The sequence below is a fragment of the Shinella curvata genome, from assembly GCF_022899935.1.
Lineage (GTDB): Bacteria > Pseudomonadota > Alphaproteobacteria > Rhizobiales > Rhizobiaceae > Shinella > Shinella curvata.
The window spans coordinates 170761-183784 of the sequence record NZ_JALJCJ010000006.1; the positions used below are offsets into that span (position 1 = coordinate 170761).

A 13024-nucleotide genomic window follows, 5' to 3' on the forward strand; every position below is an offset into this window, starting at 1 on the left:
CCGCGAATGCGCACGACGGCACCCGCAGGACAACCGATTTCATCTCAGGCGGCGGCACGCCGGTGTTGCACCACGCCGTCGTTGCTGACGGAGAAACGCATCACCATGTCGCGCAGACCCTGCGCCTCCTCGTTGAGCAGGTTCGCGGCAGCGGTGGTTTCCTCCACCATCGCGGCATTCTGCTGCGTCACCTGATCCATATTGTTGACGGCGACGTTGATTTCCTGAAGTCCGGACGACTGCTCGCGCGAAGACGCCGAAATATCCTGGATCAGCTTGTTGACCGAGAGTATCTGCTCGGCAATGCGTGTCAGCGCACCGCCGGTCTCGCCGACGAGCGAAACCCCTTCCTGAACCTGCGCGCTGGAAGCGGAGATCAGCGTCTTGATCTCCTTGGCCGCCTGGGCGGAGCGTTGCGCAAGCTCGCGCACCTCCTGCGCCACCACGGCAAAGCCCTTGCCGGCCTCCCCGGCGCGTGCGGCTTCAACGCCGGCATTCAACGCCAGAAGATTTGTCTGGAAGGCGATCTCGTCGATCACGCCGATGATCTGGCTGACCTTCTTCGAGGAATCCTCGATACCTTCCATGGCAGTGATCGCCTTGCGCACGACGGCGTTGGAACGGTCGGCATCCGAACAGGCCTCGTCGACCTTTGCCGCAGCTTCGCCGGCATTGCGCGTGCTGGTGTGCATCTGCTCGGCGATCTCGTTCATGGCAGCAGCGGTTTCCTCCAGGCTTGCGGCCTGCTGCTCCGTACGGCGAGAGAGATTGTCCGAACTGCGGCTGATCTCGCCGATACCGGCATTCAGCGATTGGACCGTCTGGTTGAGCTGCAGAATGGTGTGCTCGAGGCTGTCCATCGTGTCGTTGAAGTTGTCGCGCAGTTCCACATAGGATGACGGGAACGCCTCCGTGATGCGGCAGGTGAGATCGCCGCGGGAGAGATTGGCAAGGCCGCGACCGAGTGCTTCCACGACCTTGCGCTGCTCCTCGGCGCCGCGGGCACGCTCTGCCTCGGTCTGCCGCCGCTCGTTTTCACTCAGTTCACGCTGTTCGACGCTGGCGGCCTCGAGGCGGCGGCCAGCGTCGAGGCGATGGCGGAAGGCTTCGAGAGCGACGGCAACCTTTCCGATCTCGTCGCTGCGTTCCTGGCCGGCGACCGGCTGCTCCAGCTGGCCCTCCGACATGCGCGCGACGTCGCCGAGCAGCGAGGCCATGGGCCGCTGCACGAAAGTGCGCACCGCCAGCAGCAACGCCCCGATGACCGCGGCCAGAATGAAGACGCCGCCGATCACGAGGATTTTCGTCTGGTCATTGACGACGGAGGACACCGCCGCGACCGGCACATCGACCGCCACGGCCCAGCGGGCATTGAGACCCGGCAGGTCGAACGGATAGACGACGCGATAGACCGAGCCGCCATCGCTGCCGACGACATCGTGTAGCGTCACGGTCTTGCCATCGCCGAGAGCCGCCTTCACCTGATCGGTGCCTTCGGCCGCATACTCCTTCATCACCTGCGATGCATCCGGTGCTGCCAGCCATTTGCCGGTGCCTGAAAGCAGGTAGACGCGGCCCTCCCCAAAGGGACGTTCCGTCTTGAGCGAGTCCGCCAGTGAACCGAGGGCGACGTCAAGACCGGTGACCGCGGCAAGGCGCCCATCGACGATGATGGGCTGCGTGACAGTCATCATCAGGAGATTGTTGGCGGAAGGCTCCTCGTAGGGCTCAGTCGCAGCCCCTTTCTGGCTCGTGGCGGCAAGGCGGTAATACTCCGCGTTGCGGTCGACGGTGGGACGCATCAGCTCCATACCGCTTGCTCCACGGACCCAGTAGGGCGTGAAGACACCGTCCGCATTGGTTCCCTGGACTGCGTCATCCTTCGGCCCGAGCTTGCCATCCAGGCCCTGCTCGGTATCGACGATCCAGGCGCCGAAGACCAGATCGAATTTTTCGACCTGCGCCGGCAGCATGGTCGTGATCATGGCCCGGTCGAGCTTGCCGGCGGCAACGCCACGCTCGATGAGACCCGCGAGGCTTCGCGTGGCGCCGGAAAGCGCGTCTATCTTGCCGCTCATCGCCTGTGCCGTCGCCTCGGCCTCTGCTTCCGCCTGCTTGAGTGTGATGGCCACGGTGCGTTCGCGCACCTGAAGAATGACGACGAGGAAGGTCAGCGCCAGAACGCAGGCAATGGCGACAGCGCTGACGGAGAGCAACTTGACGGCCAGTGAGCGGGATGATTTCGAACGCGCAGCGGAAGTTGAGGCCATGGGGTGGATCCTGTTTCGCCGCCATACCGGCGATGGTTGCAGTTGGATGCCCTGACGCTGCGGTATTTAACTTAATAAGTAATAAAATTTTTACGGGAAATCAGGCTAGACCGCCGGCCACGCATCGGTTTTGCAGACGGAACGTTTCGCAAATCCCTAGAACGCGACGGTTGTATCCGGTCGTCAGGCCGCGACCCAATCCTTCCGAAGAGGTGGGACCAGTCCCGGGGCCAGCGCCACCGTGTTTCGTCCGCTGCGCTTGGCTTCATAGAGAGCGGCATCCGCATCCTGCAGAAGGCGCTCTAAGGTAACCTCCGTGGGAGACGCCAGCGCAACGCCAAGGCTGACCGTCACGCAGCTATCCTCCAGACCACGATGCGGAATGGCGAGGGCTTCGATCGCCTTGCGGATGCGCTCGGCCTGCGCAAGGGCCTGCAAGGACGACTGGCCCACCGACAGCACCAGCATTTCCTCACCACCGAAGCGGAACACATGGGCGCCCTTGTCCGCAGCGCCGTGAATGCTCTGTGAAATGGCACGGATGCAGGCATCGCCCTCGATATGGCCGTGCACATCGTTGAAACGCTTGAAGTGATCGATATCGAGCAGGATCGCCGCGACGCTGGTCGGGGCACCGCTCCACACCGCATCGCGGACGCGGGAAAGCGAGCGACGATTGAGGAGACCGCTCAGTTCGTCGCGGTCGGCCTTGTGCTCCAGCTGCTCGTAAAGCAGGCCACCGCGCAGCTGATTCAAAAAATTCTGCCGGTCTTTCTGCTCGAGAAAATAGGCGCTCACCGCGAGGAAGATGGACAGAGTCACGTAGAAGGTGATGATGCCCGAATAGGTGACGGCATCGAAAGCGCCGGTGAGCGACGTCGTGGTGAAATGCGAGGCGCACATCAGCGCAAGGCCGGCGAGAAGCGCGGGGAAGCGCGGCCGGAGCGCGATGACGAAGAACAGAAACGCGGCGGAATTGCCGTTCTGGTAGACAAAAAGATAGGGGCTGTCGCTATGGACGGCGACGGCCATCGGCAGCGTGACGCCGAGCACGGCAATGGCGACCGCAAGCCCGTCATAAAGAGCCGCGTTCGGCCAGCGGCGCACCGCGAGGATGCAGCCGATTACGAAAGGCGTGAAGATAAAGAAACGTGCCGTGACGAGGTCGGAAAAGACATCCGCCATCATGGTCCGGTCGCCGAAATAGACGAGATCGTAGATCAGCGTGCCGACAATGCCCCAGATCACGGCGAGCCGCACCCGCTCGGCGGCATATTCCTTACGGAAACACGCCTCGATTTCGGGGGAAAAACGCAGGAAGCGGAAACCCCGCGCCCTCTGGCGCTCCACCTGGTCCAGCGTCACGACGGTCATCGTCGAAGTCCCCGTATGCGGAATGATTGCCTGACGTTAGGCAAGAATACTGAACAAGTGCCTAAAGTTGCAAGGCATCCTTGCCAAACGGGACACGATTGCGCCGCCCCATTGACTCCTGCGGCGAGAAGACGAGGAATCTGCGCGGGTTAAATCCCGGCGGCTTAGAAAGACCGCCCTATCCGGAACCTGAAGGAACAGATGACCATGGCGGGCAGACTTGAGGGAAAAACGGCAATCATTTCCGGCGGCGCGACGGGCATGGGCGGAGCAGCCTCGCGCCTTTTCGCCAGGGAGGGCGCGCGCGTCGCGATCGTCGACTACAACCTGGCGGCCGCCGAGGAGACTGCCACCGACATCCGTGCCAACGGCGGCGATGCCCAGGCTTTCATGGCCGACGTTTCCGACGAGGCTGCCGTCATCGCCGCCATCAAGAAAGTCGAGGACCACTACGGCGCGGCCAACGTACTGTTCAACCATGCCGGTTCGATCATCGTGAAACCCTTCCTCGAAACAACACTTGAGGAGTGGGAACGGCTGACGGCGATCAATGTGCGGTCGATGTTCCTCGTCACGCGCGCCGTGCTGCCGGGCATGATCGCGCGCGGCGGCGGCTCCATCGTCTGCACGTCCTCGATTTCGGCCGTGGCGGCGACGCCGATGGAGGTGCTCTACGGCACGACAAAGGGTGCCGTTCACATGTTTGCCCGTGCCATCGCCGTCGAATTCCGCGACCGCAACATCCGTTGCAACGCCGTCTGCCCCGGTTTCGTGCGCACACCGCACGGCAACCGTGAAATAGAAGCCTTGAACCGCTACGGCGTCGATGTCTCGGATGCAGCGCTCGCCGCACAGCAGGGCCGCATCGGCGAGCCCGAAGATATCGCGCGCGCGGCGCTTTATCTGGCAAGCGACGAGTCGGAATTCGTCAGCGGCACGCATCTCTTCGTCGACAACGGTTTCACCGCCATCTGACATTTGATGACGGCGCCTCCACGGCGCCGTCACCTCTCAGCGCATCAGATGGCGCGCGTGATGCCGCCATCGACGCGGATGTTCTGGCCAGTGATATAGGCCGCGCCGTCGGAGGCGAGGAATGAGATCGTCGCGGCGATTTCCTGGCTCGTGCCGTAGCGCTTCATCGGCACGCCATCGCGCCGCTCTTCCGTCGCAGGGAGGCTGTCGATCCAGCCGGGCAGCACGTTGTTCATGCGGATATTGTCGGCCGCATAGGTGTCGGCAAAAATCTTGGTGAACGAGGCAAGGCCGGCGCGGGCGACGGCCGAGGTCGGGAACATCGCGCTCGGCTCGAAGGCCCAGGCGGTGGAGATGTTGATGATGACACCGGACTTCTGCTTCTGCATGATCGGCGTCACGAGACGTGTCGGGCGCACGGCATTGAGGAAATAGACATCGATGCCGGCGTGCCAGTCTTCGTCGGTCAGTTCGAGGATCTGCTTGCGTGGGCCGTGGCCAGCGCTGTTGACCAGGGCATCGACCCGGCCCCAGCGCTCCATGGCGCCATCGACGAGGCGCTTCAGGTCGTCGTTCGACTGGTTGGAACCGGTGACGCCGAAGCCGCCGAATTCCGCCGCCAGCGCCTCGCCCTTGCCGGACGACGAGAGCACGCCGATCTTGAAGCCATCCGCCGCCAGCCGTCGTGCGGCTTCCGCGCCCATGCCGCTGCCGCCGGCGGTGATCAATGCGACCTTCTGTTCTGCCATCGGATGATCCTTTCCCGAATGATTGCTTGCCCGCATTCTGGCACGGCGACCCCATCCGCGACCAAACAAAAATGCACCGTTCTTCCTGTAGAAAATCTATCGGTTTAAGTCCCCTTGAATGCCGCACTCTCCTGTAGAAGCCAGTTGCGCACGGCATGGACCGAGGCGGCGTGCCGGGATTTTCGCGGCGCGACGACGTAGAAATCCACCCCGACCCGCAATTGCGTGCCAAACAGCGGCACGAGACGGCCGGCCGCGATATCCTCCTCGATGAAGAAGCTGCTGGCGAGCGCCAGCCCCTGCCCGCCGATCGCGGCCTCCAGCGCGAGCGAGGTCTGGTTGAAGCGGATGTTCTTCGCCGCCATGACCGGCGCGGCCTGCCCCATGGCAAGCTCCAGGAACTGCGGCCAGAAATTATGCGCGTCGTGCAGCAGGGCGTATCGGGCGAGATTGTCGGGCAATTCCGGCGCGCCGAATTTGTCGATGAGCAGCGGACTGCCGAGCGCGATCACGACGTGTTCGAAGAGCAGATCGGCTTGCAGGCCGGGCCCGAATGGCGGGCGGCCGTAGCGCACGGCAAGATCGACGGCATCCGTCTGGAAATTGGCGATCCTATCCGTGGCGAGGATGCGCAGGTCAATGTCGGGATGCGCTGCGGTAAATTCCGGCAGGCGCGGGATCAGCCATTTCGAGGCAAAGGTCGGGGTGACGCTGATGGTGAGATGCTGCGGCTCGGGCCGCAGGGTCTCCGTCGCCTCGGAGATCAGTTCGAACGCGCGGCGGATGCTGCCGACATAGCTGCGCCCCGCTTCTGTCATCGCCAGGGTTCTTGGGTGGCGCTCGAAAAGCTTCAGGCCGAGTTCCGCCTCGAGCCCACGGATCTGCTGCGCCACCGCGCCCTGCGTCACGCCAAGCTCTTCCGCCGCGAGCCGGAAATTCAGATGCCGCGTCACGACTTCAAAGACGCGCACCCCATTGAGAGAGGGCAGTTTTCCGATGCGGTCGGCCATGACGGGAATCCGGAACGAGAACGTGGTTCGCCCTCGTAGCAGATTTTCTATCGCATGGGAAAAGAGGAACTCTTTCGACAGCACGCGGACCGCATGCTAGAAAATCGCAAACACATACAGCGGAGCAAAGCGTGACGGAAACCCTTCTGGCGAAAATCTGGGACCAGCTCGGGGCTGCCGCGACCAGCCGCTCGCCGTTCAATTTCCTCCAGCTCGCCACAGCGGGGCTCGACGGCGCGCCGCAGCTTCGCACCATCGTGCTGCGGCGCTGCGATGCCACCAAAGGAGCGCTGTCCTTCGTCACCGACATGCGCTCGCCGAAAATCCAGGAGATCCGCAACGATCCCCGCGTCGCCCTTGTCGGCTTCGATCCGGCCGCGTCGGTTCAGCTGCGCCTTTCCGGTGAAGCCGAAATCAGCGACGATGAAGCGGAAAGGCTGGAGATGTGGCAGTCGCTTCGGGAGAGAACGCTGATCCTGTTCAGCGCGCCGCATGCGCCGGGATCCATTCTCGACGACAACGGCCAGCCCTTGCAGGCCGGCGAACCATTGAATGAAGAGCCCTACAAGCGTTTTGCGCTCGTGACGGTGAGGCTGAACCGGCTAGAATGGCTCGACCTGTCCTCGGAACACCATATCCGCTGCACCTTCGATCGGGATGGCGCGACTTGGCGCGGCGCGTGGCTTGCGCCGTGAACGAACGCTAACGCGTCACTTCCATTCGTAAGCCTTCGCCGAAGTATATGGACGCCGGGAAATGAAGGCCGCGGGGTTTTCCGACTTGGCGACATAGGCCGCGGCATCCGCCTCGTCGTTGAACCCTACGAAGACCATCAGCATGGAGCGTGCCGCCGGGTGCCCCTTCTTACGATAGGAGAAATTGACGGCGCAGTGCGGGTATTGCGTATCGAGCGCCTGCCCGCCCTCGCCCGTCAGGGCAATGAACTGGCCGAGCGCGAAAAAGCGGTCGATGGCGGCGAAGGCCGCGGCCTGCGAAATCTGGCGATTGGCATCGTCCGCACCCGGCCGGCCGTAATAGAGGCTGTCCGTCTGGCCCTTGCGGCGCTTCGTTTCGTAGACGACGAGACTGCCGGAAGCCGCCAGTTCCAGACGCACGTCGAAGGTCTGGAAGAGGTCGGGATTGCGGTCCAGCTCTGCAAACAGGGTGCGCAGCTCCGCGATAGCGTCGGCGTATAAAGAAACGGTCATCGGCTTCATCCGGTCAAAAAGTGCCGCCTGCCTAGCATGCAGGCCTCCGGCGGCAAACCGCTTTAAGCACTATCGCGCCGAAAACCCGCGCTCGCCGTGAGAAGGCCCCGCGTATAATCCTGCGTCACCCTGCGGGCGGCGAGGTCGCTGGAAGCGAGCTCTTCCACGGTGCGGCCGCTTTGCATGACCATCAGCCGGTCACACATATGCGTGACGACGGCGAGGTCGTGGCTGACCATGACGAAGGTGAGGTTGCGGGTGGCGCGCAGCTGTTCGAGCAGGTTTAGCACCTCCGCTTGCACCGAGGCATCGAGCGCCGACGTCGGTTCGTCGAGCAGCAGGATGGAGGGTTCGAGGATCAGCGCGCGGGCAATCGCCACGCGCTGGCGCTGGCCGCCGGACAACTGATGAGAGTATCGGAAGCGGAAACTCGCGGGCAGTCCCACCTCATCAAGCGCCCTTATGATGCGGCCTTCGGTACCAGTGAAACCATGGATCGCCAGCGGCTCCAGCAGCAGCCGATCCACCGTCTGGCGCGGATGCAGCGAGCCATAGGGGTCCTGAAAGACCATCTGAACCTTGCGGTAGAAAGCCTTGTCACGTTTGGCTCCGAGCTTTTGGCCATCGACGGTGATAGTGCCGGAGGAGACGGGCGCAAGGCCGGCAACGGCGCGCAACAGCGTCGACTTCCCCGAGCCGGATTCACCGACCAGCCCGAAGGATTCGCCCGGCGCGACCGTCAGGCTGACATCGTCGAGCGCCACGAAGTCGTCGTATTCGACGCTGAGGCCGTCGATGGCGAGAGCCGGCGTCATGTTCTCCACTCCGGTTTGCGGTCGAGCACCGGCAACGGGTGCCGGTCCGCGCCGATCTGAGGCATGCAGTTGAGCAGGCCGCGCGTATAGGGATGCTGCGCCTCGGAGAGTTTTGCCGCCGGCAGCTCCTCGACGATGCGGCCGGCATACATGACGATGACGCGGTCGCAGAAGGACGACACGAGACGCAGGTCATGCGAGATGAAGATCAGCCCCATGCCGCGCTCGGCGACCAGCCGGTTGAGGATATCAAGCACGTCGAGCTGCACCGTCACGTCGAGCGCGGAGGTCGGCTCGTCGGCGATCAGCAGTTCGGGGCCGGCGATCAGCATCATGGCGATCATCGCCCGCTGGCCCATGCCGCCGGAGACTTCGTGCGGGTAGAGATCGAAAACCCGTTCGGGATCGCGGATCTGCACGGCGGCAAGCATGTCGAGCGCGCGTTTGCGGGCATCGGCCTTGCCGACCGGCTCGTGGGCGCGCAGCGTCTCAACGATCTGCCGGCCGATGGTCATGACCGGGTTCAGGGAATATTTCGGATCCTGCAGGATCATGGCGATACGCTTGCCGCGCAGCGCGCGCCGCTCAGCCTTTGAGGCCGTGAGAAGATCGATGCCGTTGAAGTCCAGCCGTTTGGCATCGATGACGCCGTGGTCGGCGGTGAGGCCCATGATGGCACGGCCGGTCTGCGACTTGCCGGATCCGCTTTCGCCGACAATACCGAGCCGTTCGCGGCCGAGCGTGAAGGACACGCCGCGCACCGCTTCGATGACACCCGTGCGCGTCGGAAAGGTGACGCGCAGGTCTTCGACGTTGAGAAGCGCATTCATTGGCCGCTCCCGCGCGGATCGAGCGCATCGCGCAGGCCGTCGCCGAGCAGGTTGAAGCCGAGGCTGACGATGAGGATGGCGACACCTGGAGCGGCGGCCACCCACCATTGATCGAGGATGAAGCGGCGGCCCGACGCGATCATCGCACCCCATTCCGGCAGCGGCGGCTGTGCGCCGAGCCCGAGGAAGCCGAGACCGGCCGCCGTAAGGATGATGCCCGCCATGTCGAGCGTCACGCGCACGATGAGCGAGGAAATGCAGAGCGGCATGATATGGCGCAGCACGATGCGCCAGGGCGATGCGCCCATCAGCTGCACCGCCTGAATGTAATCGGAATTGCGCACCGTCAGCGTCTCGGCGCGCGCGATACGCGCATAGGGCGGCCACGAGGTGATGGCGATGGCGATGATGGCATTGCCGATGCCCGGCCCGAGCGCGGCGACGAAGGCGAGCGCCAGAACGAGCTTCGGGAAAGCGAGGAAGATATCGGTGATGCGCATCAGCACCGCGTCCACCCAGCCGCCCGCATAGCCGGCGACCGTGCCGACGAGGAGGCCGATAGGCGCGGCGATGACCGCGACCAAAAGCACGACCTGCAAGGTCAGCCGCGAACCGTAGATGAGGCGCGAGAGGATGTCGCGGCCCTGATCGTCCGTGCCGAGCCAATGCCCTGCTCCGGGCGCCAGCAGCCGCGCTTTCGCGAGATCGCCGATATAGGGCGAATGGGGTGCCAGCAGCGGCGCGAAAATCGCCAGGAAGACGAGGCCGAGAATGATGACAAGGCCGATGACGGCGAGCTTGTTGGCGGTAAACCGCCGCCAGGCAACATACGCACGGCCGAGTCTCGCCTGCAGGCGCGATTGCGGCCGGTCGGTCAGGAGCCATTCGCGGCGGGTCATGGTGGCCTCGCTCATCGGGACCTCGTTCGGGGATCGAGCATGCGGTAGAGCACGTCGGAGAGCAGGTTGATGGCGATGAAGACGGAACCGATGACGATGGTGCCGCCGAGCACCGCGTTCATATCGGCGTTTTGCAGGGAATTGGTGATGTAGAGGCCAAGGCCCGGCCAGGCGAAGACGGTCTCCGTCAGCACCGAGCCTTCGAGCAGGCCGGCATAGGACAGCGCGATGACGGTCACCAGCGGCACCGCCGCATTGCGCAGCGCATGGCCCCAGATGATGCGGGTCTCCGACAGGCCCTTGGCGCGGGCGGCGACGATATATTCCTGGCCGAGTTCGTTCAGCATGAAGGAGCGCGTCATGCGGCTGATATAGGCGAGCGAGAAATAGCCGAGCAGCGAGGCCGGCAGGATGATGTGCGAGACGATATCCCGGAAGGCCGCCCAGTCGCGGTTGAGAATCGCGTCGAGCAGGAAGAAGCCGGTTACGGGCGTGAACGTATACTCAAACACTACGTCGATGCGGCCGGGGCCGGAAACCCAGCCGAGACGCGCATAGAACACGAGCAGCGCCAAGAGGCCGAGCCAGAAGATCGGTACCGAATAGCCGACGAGGCCGATGATGCGAACCACCTGGTCGGTGAAACTGCCGCGCCGGACAGCGGCGAGCACGCCAAGCGGAACGCCGATCAGCGCGCCGATGATCGTGCCAACGCTGGCAAGTTCCATCGTCGCAGGAAAAACCCGACGGATATCGGTCATGACGGGATTGGTCGTCAGCACCGAGGTGCCGAAATCACCGCTGAGCACGCCTTTCATATAAAGCCAGAACTGCTGGTAATAGGGCAGATCCAGCCCCATCTCCAGCCGCACGCGCTCGACGACATGAGCAGGCGCCCGGTCGCCGACGATCGCCAGCACCGGATCGATCGGCACCACGCGGCCGATGAAGAAGGTGACGGCGAGCAGGCCGAGATAGGTGGTGGCGACGACCACGAGGAAACCCGCCACCGATTTCAGCCTCGCAAAGGCGCGCCGTTTGGCGCGCCTTGCAGACTTCTGACTTGCAACAGCGCTCAAGGAGCTTGTCCTTCAGCTCACTGCTTGGTCACGGAGGCAAGGAAATTCGTGTCCATGGAGGGACCGAGCTTGTAGTTCTTCACCGCGCCACGCAGGCCCGCCGCTTCGATCTGCTGGAAGATCATGACGAAGGGGCTGGTCTCCAGCGCTTCCTGCTGCAGCTTCTGGTACATTTCGGCGCGTTTGCCGTTGTCACGCTCCAGAAGGGCGGCCTTGGATTGCGCCGTCAGCTCCGGAATGTCCCAGGCATTGCGCCAGGCGAGCGTCTTGACCGACGCATCGTCGCCATTGTCCGGATTGGATGTGAAGGCTTCACCGTTGGAGTTCGGATCCCAATAGTCCATGCCCCACTGGCCGATATACATATCGTGGTTGCGGGCGCGGTACTTGGTCAGCGTCTGCTTGCCGTCACCGGGAATGATCTCGATCTTCACGCCGGCCTGGCCGGCGGTCTGCTGGAAAGATTCGGCAATGCCCGTCACCGGCTGCGTGTTGCGCACGTCGAAGGTCACCGAGAAGCCGTCCTTCAGGCCGGCCTTTTCCAGCAGTTCCTTGGCCTTCGCCACGTCGAACTTGTAGGGGCTGGCCTCCAGCGCGCCGAGCACGCCCTTGGCCTGGTAGGTCTGGCGGATTTCGCCGATGCCCTTGAGCAGGGTTGAGCCGATCGCGTCGTAGTCGACGAGATACTTGAAGGCCTCGCGCACCTCGGGCTTGGCGAGGTTGGCGTTCTTCTGGTTGAGGCTGATATAATAGACCGTGCCCTTCGGCGCGCTGGTCGTCGCCAGATCGGCGTTCTTGGAAACGGCGTCGAGATCGCCCGGCTCCAGATTGCGCGCGATGTCGACGTCGCCGGCTTCCAGCATCAGGCGCTGCGTGGCGCTTTCCTTGACGTGGCGGTAGATGACGCGGGCGAGCGCGGGCTTTTCGCCGTAGTAATTGTCGTTGCGCTCCAGCACGAGGATTTCGTTGGCGCGCCAGTCGCGGATCTTGAACGGCCCGGAGCCGGCATAGTTGGTCTTCAGCCAGCCATAGCCGAAATCGGTGTCGTATTTGTATTCGTCGCTCGGCGTCTTGGCCTCGGCATGCTCCATCACCAGCTTCTTGTCGATGACGGCACCGACGGTGGCTGTCAGGCAGTTCAGCACGAAGCTCGGCGCATAGGCCTTGTCCACGGTGAAGACGAAGGTGTTTTCGTCGGCGGCTTTGGCTTTTTCCGCGACATTGTCGCCCGTCAGGCCGAACTGGGTGAGGATGAAGGCGGGGCTCTTGTCGAGCTTGACGACGCGCTCGAAGGACCAGGCGACATCCTCGGCGGTGACCGGGTTGCCGGAAGCGAACTTGATGCCCGGCTTCAGCTTGAACGTATAGGTTAGGCCGTCGTCGGAGACGGTCCAGCTGTCGGCGATGCCGCCCTTGACCTTGGTCGTGTCGGCGATATCAAGACGCACCAGCATGTCATAGGCGTTGCCGATGAATTCGGCCGGCGACAGTTCGAAGGATTCGGCCGGGTCGAGCGTGATCGTATCGTCGATCGCCCAAGCCTGGACGAGTGTGTCGGCCGGCGTTTCGGCGAAAGCCGGCGCCATGCCGCCCGAGACGAGCAGCAGCGAGAAGGCGGCACCAGCAAGCAGCGGACGCATGCGGCTCGAAATCGTTTCCCTGTTCATTTCCGTTCCCCGTTCGTTGACGATGACCTTCGGCATCCGATGTCCGGATGTCATTTTCGTAAGTCAATCATACTATTGACGGGAAAGACAACCCCTCTTTCTAGCCGTCCCCATCCATGAAAAACAGCCGTCCGAGCACCATGGATTT

Annotated in this window: 12 protein-coding genes; 2 read left to right on the forward strand and 10 right to left on the reverse strand. The window is 63.3% G+C overall.

Features of this window, described 5'->3' with window-relative positions; translation table 11 throughout:
- Nucleotides 1-44: 44 nt before the first annotated feature.
- Together MUU55_RS21640 and MUU55_RS21645 are read right to left on the reverse strand one after the other, a co-directional pair.
- Nucleotides 45-2270, reverse strand: coding sequence for a methyl-accepting chemotaxis protein (locus MUU55_RS21640; protein WP_244762854.1), 2226 nt, complete (start codon nucleotides 2268-2270; stop codon nucleotides 45-47).
- A gap of 183 nt (nucleotides 2271-2453) precedes the next feature.
- Nucleotides 2454-3644: a GGDEF domain-containing protein gene (locus tag MUU55_RS21645; protein WP_244762855.1), complete on the reverse strand. Its 1191-nt coding sequence runs from the start codon at nucleotides 3642-3644 to the stop codon at nucleotides 2454-2456.
- A gap of 207 nt (nucleotides 3645-3851) precedes the next feature.
- Between MUU55_RS21645 and MUU55_RS21650 the strand changes: the two genes are divergently transcribed.
- Nucleotides 3852-4619 carry an SDR family NAD(P)-dependent oxidoreductase gene (locus MUU55_RS21650; protein WP_244762856.1) on the forward strand — a complete coding sequence of 256 codons (768 nt, stop codon included), beginning with the start codon at nucleotides 3852-3854 and terminating at the stop codon, nucleotides 4617-4619.
- Nucleotides 4620-4663: 44 nt separating this feature from the next.
- On the opposite strand, the gene MUU55_RS21655 is transcribed toward MUU55_RS21650, so the two are convergent.
- Together MUU55_RS21655 and gcvA are read right to left on the reverse strand one after the other, a co-directional pair.
- Complete coding sequence (locus MUU55_RS21655; protein ID WP_244762857.1) at nucleotides 4664-5368, reverse strand: SDR family oxidoreductase; 705 nt, start codon at nucleotides 5366-5368, stop codon at nucleotides 4664-4666.
- 104 nt (nucleotides 5369-5472) lie between these two features.
- The gene (gene gcvA, locus MUU55_RS21660; RefSeq protein WP_244762858.1) at nucleotides 5473-6378 is read right to left on the reverse strand and encodes a transcriptional regulator GcvA; all 906 of its coding nucleotides are present in this window, start codon (nucleotides 6376-6378) and stop codon (nucleotides 5473-5475) included.
- Between the two features lie 131 nt (nucleotides 6379-6509).
- Between gcvA and MUU55_RS21665 the strand changes: the two genes are divergently transcribed.
- The gene (locus MUU55_RS21665) at nucleotides 6510-7073 is read left to right on the forward strand and encodes a pyridoxamine 5'-phosphate oxidase family protein (protein WP_244762859.1); all 564 of its coding nucleotides are present in this window, start codon (nucleotides 6510-6512) and stop codon (nucleotides 7071-7073) included.
- A 15-nt stretch (nucleotides 7074-7088) separates the two neighbouring features.
- On the opposite strand, the gene MUU55_RS21670 is transcribed toward MUU55_RS21665, so the two are convergent.
- From MUU55_RS21670 to MUU55_RS21695, 6 genes are all read right to left on the reverse strand, one after another.
- Nucleotides 7089-7586: a hypothetical protein gene (locus MUU55_RS21670; protein WP_244762860.1), complete on the reverse strand. Its 498-nt coding sequence runs from the start codon at nucleotides 7584-7586 to the stop codon at nucleotides 7089-7091.
- Between the two features lie 62 nt (nucleotides 7587-7648).
- Nucleotides 7649-8401 carry an ABC transporter ATP-binding protein gene (locus MUU55_RS21675; protein WP_244762861.1) on the reverse strand — a complete coding sequence of 251 codons (753 nt, stop codon included), beginning with the start codon at nucleotides 8399-8401 and terminating at the stop codon, nucleotides 7649-7651.
- Entirely contained in the window at nucleotides 8398-9231 is an 834-nt protein-coding gene (locus tag MUU55_RS21680; protein ID WP_244762862.1) for an ABC transporter ATP-binding protein, read from the reverse strand. Before MUU55_RS21680 ends, MUU55_RS21675 begins: the two co-directional genes overlap by 4 nt.
- Nucleotides 9228-10145, reverse strand: coding sequence for a nickel transporter permease (gene nikC / locus MUU55_RS21685; RefSeq protein WP_244762863.1), 918 nt, complete (start codon nucleotides 10143-10145; stop codon nucleotides 9228-9230). The genes MUU55_RS21680 and nikC overlap by 4 nt, the downstream gene beginning before the upstream one ends.
- A complete protein-coding gene (locus MUU55_RS21690) occupies nucleotides 10142-11209 on the reverse strand; it encodes an ABC transporter permease (protein WP_244762864.1) in 1068 nt (355 codons plus the stop codon). The genes nikC and MUU55_RS21690 overlap by 4 nt, the downstream gene beginning before the upstream one ends.
- Nucleotides 11210-11226: 17 nt before the next feature.
- On the reverse strand, nucleotides 11227-12876 hold the full coding sequence (locus tag MUU55_RS21695) for an ABC transporter substrate-binding protein (RefSeq protein WP_244763134.1): 1650 nt from the start codon (nucleotides 12874-12876) through the stop codon (nucleotides 11227-11229).
- Between the last annotated feature and the right edge of the window lie 148 nt (nucleotides 12877-13024).